Consider the following 8769-nt stretch of genomic DNA (forward strand, 5'->3'; position numbering starts at 1 on the left):
CGCGGATATCTGAAATGGTGCCTGGCAAACATGGACCTCGACGAGGACCAGAAATTCACGATGCAGCATTACCTGCAGGGAGATTGATATGGGTATCCCGGTGCTTATCCTGGGGGATTCAGGCTCCGGCAAGACGGCCAGCATGATGAACCTGAATCCCGAAGAGGGATTTCTCATTAACCCGGAAAATAAGCGACTTCCGTTTAAGTCGAAGGGGTGGAAGCCGCGCGACTTTGCAGCGAAAACAGGCAACGTCTTTCACACCGACCTCGCTGCTGACCTCGTTACCATCATTAATTTTGCCCGCAGAGCGGGTAAGAAGTATGTGGTTATCGACGATTTTCAGTACGTGATGGGTAATTCGTTCATGCGGCGCCGCAGTGAAAAATCATTCGAGAAATTCACGGAGATCGGCGGCGGTGCGTGGGATGTGGTGAAAGCCGCCCAGCATGCAGAAGAAGACCTGATCGTTTACTTCCTGGCTCACACGGAAGAAACCGCCGCCGGCCGCATCAAGATGAAAACCATCGGCAAGATGCTGGACGAGAAAATCACCGTTGAGGGCATGTTCACCATCGCCCTGCGCACTCAGGTCACTGATGGGCGCTACCAGTTTACCACGCAGTCAGACGGCACCGACCCGGTTAAATCGCCGATCGGGCTGTTTGAAAGCTTCCAGATAGACAACGACCTGAACGCCGTCGACACGGCGATCCGGGACTACTACGAATTGAATTAAGGGGTTAAATCACTATGCAACCAATCTTCACCTTCAACCAGGAAGACGCCAAGAAGGCCGGACCGTCCGGCGCGTCAGAATCTGGTGCTTACGCTGGCATCATCCGTACGGCTCTTTTCACCAGCGCCCGCGATGCTAATTCCCAATCGCAGTCGATGGAGTTCTCGCTGGATGCCGACGTTGGCGCAATTAATTTCCTCCGTGTGTCCTATGTCGGTCGCGATGGCAACCCTCTACAGGGTGGCAATGCCATGATTCAGGCGATTATGGGCCTGACAGGCGTCAAGGCTCTTCACGCCACCGAAGTGGTGAACGACCAGAACGAAACGGAGTATCACTGCAAAGAGCTGGAAGGCAAGCCGATCGGGTTCGTTCTTCAGAAAGTGCTCTACACCAAGAACGCCGGCGGCGATGGCTACCGTTTCGAGATCCGCCAGGCGTTCGGCACTAAAACCCGCAAAACCTACAAAGAAGGCATTGAAGGGTTACCAGCTGAGACGGTCGATAAACTGGTGGCCTCGCTTAGCGACAAAGACGAGCGCCAACCGGCTGGAACTGGCCCTGCCGGTGGTCCGGCAGGTAATCAGCAGCGCTCGATGCTGGGTGGGCAGCAGAATAACCAGACGCAATCACGCCTGCAGCAAAACGCTGGCTCCCGAAATGTTGGGCAGAATCAGCCGCCAGTGCAGGACTTCGACGACGACATTCCCTTTTGACACCACCCAATCAGCCCCGCCCGGGGCTTTCTGGAGTATCTATGCCACTGCCAAATAGCTCGGCACAATCAGCAGCGCAGAAAGAGCGTGACGGCCTTTTCGCTGATGCCGCTCATCACTGGTTGCAAGCCTCACGCCATGCAACTGGCAACAACTTTACCTGGTACCAGCTGCGCGCAGAGTTCTGCGCTGGCATGGCCCGCCGCGCAGCAATTAAGGATCAGCAGCAATGACCTGGATTAACACACTCTCCGGCAAGCACTTCAGCTTTACCGATATCGATGCGGAGACCATTACCATTGAGGATATTGCCGGTGCTCTGTCGAATCTTTGCCGCTTTACCGGCCACGTGCAGGACTTCTACAGCGTGGCGCAGCATTCGGTGTACGTCAGCCGCCTGGTGCCGCCAGAAATGGCGTTAGAGGCGCTGCTGCACGACGCCGCAGAAGCTTACTGCGGTGATGTCAGTTCGCCACTGAAAGCGTTTCTTCCCGACTACCAAGTGATTGAGCATCGTGTCGATCAGTTTATCCGGGGTAAGTTCGACCTGCCCGTCACAATGTCAACGCAGGTTAAGCGCGCGGACCTGATTATGCTGGCCACCGAGCGCCGCGATTTCGATATGGACGACGGAACGCCATGGCCGGTATTGGAAGGCATCGAGTGCGCAGATTTCATGATCTACCCGCTTACGCCACGTCAAGCGCGCGTCCAGTTTCTTCAGCGTTACAACGAGCTGAAAGGAGGTATTTAGTGAGCTTTTATAAATTCATCTCGCCAGAGGCTCTGGCCGCGTGGGACGCGATGCACAAGCAGGAAACGGAACTGCGCCAGCATGCAACAACCTTTGCGGCTCTGTTCGGTGCTAAACCGGTGTTCAAAAGCGACCTGACGCGCTCATACCTTTTTGGCGTCCGTTTCGATGGTGCTGCATATCTTGATCCGGCGCTGTGGACGAAACCGACCGAGCAGACTGGATTTTCATGCTGGCCACGGGCTAAAGCACCAAAAGGAATGGGTGCCGATCACAAAGCGCTGGTCGAGTTATGGGCCGTGCAAAAACCGGGCTTTGATGTGAACCGGGATCCGTTTCTTAAATCGGTAGGCCTGGACTGGGGAATGCTTTTTCTCACCGGCTGTGCCTACTTCCGTCACGGCGATGCTATCTACTTCAATACCGGGGCCAAACCAGATGCCACTGCCGGCGGTATTGAAATACTCGGCAGCGAATATCAGCAAGCCAAAACTGCTGCCACCAAATAAACCCACCCTTTCCGCCTCCTGACCGCCAGCCAACGCCGCCGCATTCGGTGCGGTGCGCCTGCGTGCGGCCACCAGCTGCGGACTATCGAGGGCTTCACTGTGAAACCTGATGAAATCAAAAACGTCAGCGTAATGCTGAATGTGAGCGGCAAAACGCTGGCGATCCTGATACCGGCGGAAATGAAGCTGCCCGTAGCACTCTTTGCGCTTAACGCCGCTTCGGAGAACGGTCCGGTGACGCTCGTGCCGGTTCCGCACACATCATTGCCGCCGGATCCGGAGATGCAGAAATGATGCACCCACTCGGTATTTACCTTTTCGGCATGTTCATGGGCTGCGTTTATACGCTGCTGTGCGTTTGGATTTTTGGCTGACTGCGGTCGACGGGAGAGAGATATGGGAAGAGTATTTATTACAGAAGGTGTTCGCACTGGTCCAGACGGAAGCGGCTATTCATGCGAAGACGATGACGAAAGAGCTGATTCGTGGGATGTCGTCGATTCGGATAGTGGTGCCAAATATTTTGGCTCTGAAGACTACAGCACGGCTACCAGGGTGAGTGGTGTGCTGAATGCGATCTGTCGTGAACACGCCGCAGAGGTTGCGCGGCTGAATGAGCAGTTGCAGTTTCTGCGTGCAGATCGTGACGAGCAGGAGCGCATAGCGATCAGTAATTTCCAGGAATGCGCGAAGATGGATGCGAAGGTGCGGGCGCTGGCGGCGGAGAGCGATCTTAAATCAGAGCAGAATAAATTTCTGGCAGTAGAAAATGATCGGCTACAAACCATCATCTACAAAAACATCCTGCCCTACAGGCAACAGGGGTTCATCCCCGGCGATATTGATGATCTGGTTGCTGCGACTAGCCGCCACATGGAGGAAATAAAGCGCGAAGTGGGTGCGCGGGCGGTTGAGGGGTTTGTCGTATACGCAACATCACAAAGCGGATTTGTTTGCGATTTAACAGTTGATGATGCTGAAGATTACGCCGCCCGTATCCGCGCCGGGGAGGTGCAGCCATGAGCTACTCTACTGTAATAGCTGTATGGCCAGGCGAAAAATCCGAAGAGATTGAAGAGCTGAATAACGGATGGGGCAGCGGCCCGGTAGTCTGGAATGATATGGCTGTACGCTATCTGGGTATGGCTCGAAATGCCTATAGCTGGGAAATAGATAAAATCTGGCCATTGCCTAAGCGCAAGGATATCCCTGAACACAACCGCGCTGTCTTGGCGATGACTTACGACAACATGATCGTCATGCGTGAAGATTATTCCCGCGCAGCGAAATGCATTCGCCTTTATCTGCAAGATTTCCCTGTTGATGAACGGTACGTCAACCACTGGCCACGAATCGCTGAGATTTTTGAGGGTAACCCCGACTGCGCCGCTATCGGCTTGTGGCTCACATCAGTATGTGAAAATCCATTTGCTGGCGAGTGGAATGAAGAGGCTGACCAATACGATCAACCGGACTGGTCCAAATACTGGAACGTGTTTGAATGGCTTGATTCCCTGGGGGCCAGCAATGCCTAAAACCATCCTCGATATGTGCTGCGGCAGCCGCATGTTCTGGTTCGACCGCGCAGATCCGCGCGTCATATTCTGTGATATCCGCCGGGAAAAACACACTCTGTGTGACGGCCGCGGGCTGGATATTAACCCTGACATGCTCGCTGATTTCCGCGCCCTGCCTTTTGAGCATGAGACTTTCAATCTGGTGGTGTTCGATCCGCCGCACCTGGAGTATGCCGGGGAAACCAGTTGGCTACGCGCGAAATACGGCGTGCTGAACAAAGCAACATGGCGCGATGACCTCGCGGCTGGCTTCCGTGAGGCGTTTCGGGTGCTTCGCCCCGGTGGCACGCTGATTTTCAAGTGGAACGAAACGCAGATCGCCACGCGGGAAATTCTGGCGCTGACGCCGGAGAAGCCCGCATTCGGTCATCCGTCCGGCAAGCGCGCTAACACCCACTGGATTGCCTTCATGAAGGAGTTGGCGGCATGAGCACCCTTACCTACGTATTCCTGATCCTCGCCTCCCCGGTGCGCGACGGCAGCGCCTGGAGCATCACACCGATGCCATCCATGGCCGTCTGCGAGCAGGTGCTGGCTGATGTTCGTTCTCACACCGGCGGCTGGGGCGACGATTTTCCCGCAGTGCCTGACGGCGCCTACTGCAAAGAGGTGAAACAGTGAAAGCAATCACGTTGGATAAACTACGCACCCTGGCTGCAGCCGTAGCTGACGCCGAGCAGGGCTCTAAGGCCTGGGATAAGGCTACTGATGCGCTGAGCGCTAAGTTCAGCTCGCAATGCCTTGTGAAGCTGATTGACCAGTTGAAAGCGGCTCAGCACGAACAGGCGGTGAACTGGGAGGCTGCTACATCCCTCGCTGAAGAAAACGGAGAGCTGAAGCGGCAACTTGAGGCGGCGCAGCGTTATCGTGATGAATACGCGGAGATTGAGCGTCGAACAGCCGTTAGAAACACAACACTTACAGATGAGAATTACGGACTACGCGCAGAGCTAAAGCGCCGGAATGATGCTGTGCCGGTGGCGTGGGTTCTCCATGCGCGAGGAGGTGACCAGTTAACTCAAGATGGTGGTTATGTTGCGAATGCGGAAGGGATTAGTGGCATAGGGTCAACTCCACTCTACGCCTCCGCCCCTGCCGCAGTTTTTCCGCCGGATAATGTTACATATTTCGCATTCTCACCGGATTACGGATTCGACTTTTTCAAAAACAAGCAGGACGCAATCAACACCGCGCAGGAAGAAATAGACGGCTACCGCGAGGATCGCGACGACGGATGGGATGAAGATGTGCGCCGTGTTGCGTGGGGTGTGGTGGTACAGCAGGCTCAAGGGTTCGATGCGCAGGGCAAGCACTACAACCACTCAGAACACACCTACCAGACGTGCGAATACAGGCTTGATCCGCCATTGCCGGGAGGTGGTGATGCAAACTAAACAGCAGATTTTCGAGCAAATCGCTCAACTGGCTAAGGCCTGCCACGAAAATGCCTGTTCACTCGATGTTGGCCCCGATCGCACGCAGATGTTCTCGGTTTATGGCGTGCTGCGCAATCTTGGCCGTAACGGCTACGCCGAGCAGGTCGAGTTTGCCATGAATCCGCTGCTATCTGGCGGTGATGATGATGACGATTGGGATGATGACGATGGCTAAATCCCCCGCAGAACGCAAAGCCGCGCTGAGCAATGTATGACGCCAGCAGCGGAAAACGCACTAAGGGCCGTAGCGCGTAAATGCAGGAACGAAATCAAAACAGCCATTGATGGCAGGCCCAAAGCAGAGCACGACCGCATTATCACCGCCCTTCTCGATCATCACGCTAAATCAATTTCCTGCCTGCCGCCCGGTACATTCCCGGCTAAACGCTGGTTGTCGTACTACATCCGCCAGGTGGATAAGGAGCTATCGCAATGAGTCAGATCCCCTCCCGCCAGATGGCGGTCATCGGCACCAACGTTGTTACCGGCCAGCAGGTGTATTTTCCATCGGCCTACTACGCGCCGGGGTTTAACCGCTCCGGTATCAAGGAGGCCATTAGTGGCCGGGCGAAAACACACCGCGGGTACAGCTGGCGCTATGCGACTAAGGATGAAAGAGAACTCAAAAGATTAATTGCGTTATAAAAAATTTTATAAATCCTTCGAACCATTGAGAGAACTGAAATGCTTTTCAGCTTCATCCTTCGAAACTAAATCCGGGAGTGAAACTTGCAGGCTACCGTAATTTTCTATAAGCCAATATCCTTTTTCATCATGCAAAACAGAACCTTCCGAAAATGTGATTGTATTTGGCGAGAATAGAACCGCATACTCATTTTCAGAAAATCGCACTAGATAACAGCGCTTTTCGTTCTCAATTTCTACATCTTTGGCTTTGATGATAATTCCGCGCATAACGTAATTGCCTTAAGGTGGGTAGGTTTTTTAACTCTAACATGTATAGGTAAAGAAAAATCATTATGGAAGAATACAGGCTGTTCAATATCGATGGTGAGGAATTCAAAGTTCTATGTTATCAAAAGTCTAAGACTGTGTGGGTGGCACATGATGACTCAGGTCGCCATCAAGTAACTGGAATTACAAAGAACTCAGCATATGATGCTTGGGAAAGAAAAGCTTTCATGATGAACAACTAAAACTTTAAGCAACCGCCACTCCGGCGGTTTTTTTACGCCCTCTCCCCATGAAAAACACAATCCGGCGCCACCTCGCGCGCCACCATATTTTCTATGCCAGCATCCGCCCGGCGGCTGTGCTGCTCCTGCTGCTTATCGCGGCGTTAACTACGGAGCTATATCTGACGAGGTGAGTCTATGCAAACTCAACTACCGGAGGGAAAGCGTACTGGGACGGCAGGCAGGTCACATGCCGCTGTTCCGCGTATGAGTTCCCGCACCGGTTCAGCGGCGGCCAGTGCAACGGCTACGCGATGGCGAAAAACTGCTGGGAAAATCGGCTCAGCTGCCAGCACTGCAACTGCCTTCATGCTGGCGGGTGCGACGTTATAAACGGCACCGAAAGCCCCTTCGAATGCCCGTACGTTCTCGATTTCTGCACCTACTACCAAATCAAACTCTCCTGACCGGCCACCCGGCTGCCGAGGCACATTACAATGACCGTTCATCAAATAAATCCGTATTGCGCGGCACTGGATGCCCTGCGCTCTCAGCCCACGCATAAGCTCAAGGAAATTGGCGACCAGTGGCGAAGCCCCGACGAATTGTGGTGGGGCATTAACGCCATGTTCGGCCCGTTCGTGCTGGACCTGTTTGCCGACGCCAGCAATGCCAAGTGCGAGGCGTTCTACAGTGCAGAGGATAGCGCCCTGACACAGGACTGGAGCGCTCGCTTGGTGGAGCTACGCGGTGCCGCTTACGCCAACCCACCCTATTCCCGCGCCAGCCAGCACGACGGCCAGTACATCACTGGCATGCGCCACATCATGGCCTACACGCTGGCGATGCGCGAGCTGGGCGGCCGGTACGTGTTCCTGATAAAAGCAGCGACAGGCGAAGTGTGGTGGCCGGAAGATGCGGATCACGTTTCGTTTATCCGCGGCCGCATCAGCTTTGACCTGCCGGAGTGGTACCGGCCAGCGCCCGGGCAACCGTCGGAATCGTCAGCCGGATTCGGCGCGGCGATCGCTGTGTTCGATAAGTCATGGCGCGGTGAGCGGTTCGGCTATGTCAGCCGTGACGATCTGGAGGCGCGTGGCGCCGCATTCCTGCGTCAAATAGAGCGGGCGGCGTTACGTTTGCAGCCAGCAGCGCCAGCAGCGCCAGCAGCGCCAGCAGCGCCAGCAGCGCCAGCAGCGGTGAATGACGTGTGGCCCAATGAAGTCAAGCTCATTGCTGAGCAGATCGAGCGCATTTACGAACTTCCGCCGGTTCACTACCGGAAAGTAATGCAGCACATCAACACCATGTTGCTGGAGCGCCAGCCTAGCAATTCAATCCTCATCGCCGCCCAGGCATTAACAGAAACCTTCGGAGAACACGCATAATGCGAGAAATCATCGTCGACAATTTTGCCGGTGGCGGCGGCGCTAGCACCGGCATCGAAATGGCTACCGGCCGCAGCGTGGACATCGCTATCAATCACGACCCGAACGCAATCGCTATGCACACGACAAACCACCCGGACACCCTGCACTACTGCGAATCGGTGTTCGATATCGATCCTGTCGCCGCGACCGCCGGCGCGCCTGTTGGCCTGGCCTGGTTCTCACCGGACTGCCGTCACTTCAGTAAAGCCAAAGGCAGCACGCCCGTAAAAAAAGAGATCCGCGGACTTGCGTGGATTGTTCTGCGCTGGGCGCTAGCCACCCGCCCGCGCGTAATGATGCTGGAAAACGTGGAGGAATTTAGGACATGGGGGCCGCTGCTTGTTGGTGAGGATCGTCCAGACCCGGCACGTACCGGCGAAACCTTTGAGGCGTTCATCGGTATGCTCAGCGCTGGTATTGCCGCAGACCACCCGGCTCTGGATGAGGTGTGCGAATCGTTGCAGATTGACCG

Annotated in this window: 17 protein-coding genes; 16 read left to right on the forward strand and 1 reads right to left on the reverse strand. The window is 55.0% G+C overall.

All coding sequences use genetic code 11. From position 1 onward, the window contains the following. Positions 1 to 88: 88 nt before the first annotated feature. The 14 genes from JOE09_RS25830 to JOE09_RS25895 all read left to right on the forward strand — a co-directional run bounded on the left by JOE09_RS25830 (position 89) and on the right by JOE09_RS25895 (position 6376). A complete protein-coding gene (locus JOE09_RS25830) occupies positions 89 to 739 on the forward strand; it encodes an ATP-binding protein (RefSeq protein ID WP_205067827.1) in 651 nt (216 codons plus the stop codon). Positions 740 to 753: 14 nt separating this feature from the next. Continuing rightward, positions 754 to 1455: a single stranded DNA-binding domain-containing protein gene (locus tag JOE09_RS25835; RefSeq protein WP_205067828.1), complete on the forward strand. Its 702-nt coding sequence runs from the start codon at positions 754 to 756 to the stop codon at positions 1453 to 1455. A 41-nt stretch (positions 1456 to 1496) separates the two neighbouring features. Next, positions 1497 to 1688 carry an ANR family transcriptional regulator gene (locus tag JOE09_RS25840; protein WP_205067829.1) on the forward strand — a complete coding sequence of 64 codons (192 nt, stop codon included), beginning with the start codon at positions 1497 to 1499 and terminating at the stop codon, positions 1686 to 1688. After that, the gene (locus JOE09_RS25845) at positions 1685 to 2209 is read left to right on the forward strand and encodes an HD family hydrolase (RefSeq protein WP_205067830.1); all 525 of its coding nucleotides are present in this window, start codon (positions 1685 to 1687) and stop codon (positions 2207 to 2209) included. The genes JOE09_RS25840 and JOE09_RS25845 overlap by 4 nt, the downstream gene beginning before the upstream one ends. Then, a complete protein-coding gene (locus JOE09_RS25850) occupies positions 2209 to 2718 on the forward strand; it encodes a hypothetical protein (protein ID WP_205067831.1) in 510 nt (169 codons plus the stop codon). The genes JOE09_RS25845 and JOE09_RS25850 overlap by 1 nt, the downstream gene beginning before the upstream one ends. Before the next feature lie 99 nt (positions 2719 to 2817). Continuing rightward, a complete protein-coding gene (locus tag JOE09_RS25855) occupies positions 2818 to 3012 on the forward strand; it encodes a hypothetical protein (RefSeq protein ID WP_205067832.1) in 195 nt (64 codons plus the stop codon). 102 nt (positions 3013 to 3114) lie between these two features. Then, positions 3115 to 3741, forward strand: coding sequence for a hypothetical protein (locus JOE09_RS25860; RefSeq protein ID WP_205067833.1), 627 nt, complete (start codon positions 3115 to 3117; stop codon positions 3739 to 3741). Further along, positions 3738 to 4253 carry a hypothetical protein gene (locus JOE09_RS25865; RefSeq protein ID WP_205067834.1) on the forward strand — a complete coding sequence of 172 codons (516 nt, stop codon included), beginning with the start codon at positions 3738 to 3740 and terminating at the stop codon, positions 4251 to 4253. Before JOE09_RS25860 ends, JOE09_RS25865 begins: the two co-directional genes overlap by 4 nt. Further along, positions 4246 to 4725, forward strand: coding sequence for a class I SAM-dependent methyltransferase (locus JOE09_RS25870; protein WP_205067835.1), 480 nt, complete (start codon positions 4246 to 4248; stop codon positions 4723 to 4725). Before JOE09_RS25865 ends, JOE09_RS25870 begins: the two co-directional genes overlap by 8 nt. Beyond that, a complete protein-coding gene (locus JOE09_RS25875; RefSeq protein ID WP_205067836.1) occupies positions 4722 to 4916 on the forward strand; it encodes a hypothetical protein in 195 nt (64 codons plus the stop codon). The genes JOE09_RS25870 and JOE09_RS25875 overlap by 4 nt, the downstream gene beginning before the upstream one ends. Next, on the forward strand, positions 4913 to 5689 hold the full coding sequence (locus JOE09_RS26250; protein ID WP_338049397.1) for a hypothetical protein: 777 nt from the start codon (positions 4913 to 4915) through the stop codon (positions 5687 to 5689). The genes JOE09_RS25875 and JOE09_RS26250 overlap by 4 nt, the downstream gene beginning before the upstream one ends. Beyond that, the gene (locus JOE09_RS25885; RefSeq protein ID WP_205067837.1) at positions 5679 to 5906 is read left to right on the forward strand and encodes a hypothetical protein; all 228 of its coding nucleotides are present in this window, start codon (positions 5679 to 5681) and stop codon (positions 5904 to 5906) included. Before JOE09_RS26250 ends, JOE09_RS25885 begins: the two co-directional genes overlap by 11 nt. A gap of 36 nt (positions 5907 to 5942) precedes the next feature. Then, on the forward strand, positions 5943 to 6167 hold the full coding sequence (locus tag JOE09_RS25890) for a hypothetical protein (RefSeq protein ID WP_205067838.1): 225 nt from the start codon (positions 5943 to 5945) through the stop codon (positions 6165 to 6167). Further along, the gene (locus tag JOE09_RS25895) at positions 6164 to 6376 is read left to right on the forward strand and encodes a hypothetical protein (protein ID WP_205067839.1); all 213 of its coding nucleotides are present in this window, start codon (positions 6164 to 6166) and stop codon (positions 6374 to 6376) included. The genes JOE09_RS25890 and JOE09_RS25895 overlap by 4 nt, the downstream gene beginning before the upstream one ends. Positions 6377 to 6382: 6 nt before the next feature. On the opposite strand, the gene JOE09_RS25900 is transcribed toward JOE09_RS25895, so the two are convergent. After that, on the reverse strand, positions 6383 to 6646 hold the full coding sequence (locus JOE09_RS25900) for a hypothetical protein (RefSeq protein ID WP_205067840.1): 264 nt from the start codon (positions 6644 to 6646) through the stop codon (positions 6383 to 6385). Positions 6647 to 7364: 718 nt separating this feature from the next. Here JOE09_RS25900 and JOE09_RS25905 point away from each other — a divergent pair. Further along, complete coding sequence (locus JOE09_RS25905) at positions 7365 to 8255, forward strand: phage N-6-adenine-methyltransferase (RefSeq protein ID WP_205067841.1); 891 nt, start codon at positions 7365 to 7367, stop codon at positions 8253 to 8255. Further along, on the forward strand, positions 8255 to 8769 hold a 515-nt coding region (locus tag JOE09_RS25910; protein ID WP_205067842.1), incomplete at its 3' end, for a DNA cytosine methyltransferase. The genes JOE09_RS25905 and JOE09_RS25910, both read left to right, overlap by 1 nt.

This window comes from Pantoea coffeiphila (assembly GCF_016909495.1).
Taxonomy (GTDB): Bacteria; Pseudomonadota; Gammaproteobacteria; order Enterobacterales; family Enterobacteriaceae; genus Erwinia; species Erwinia coffeiphila.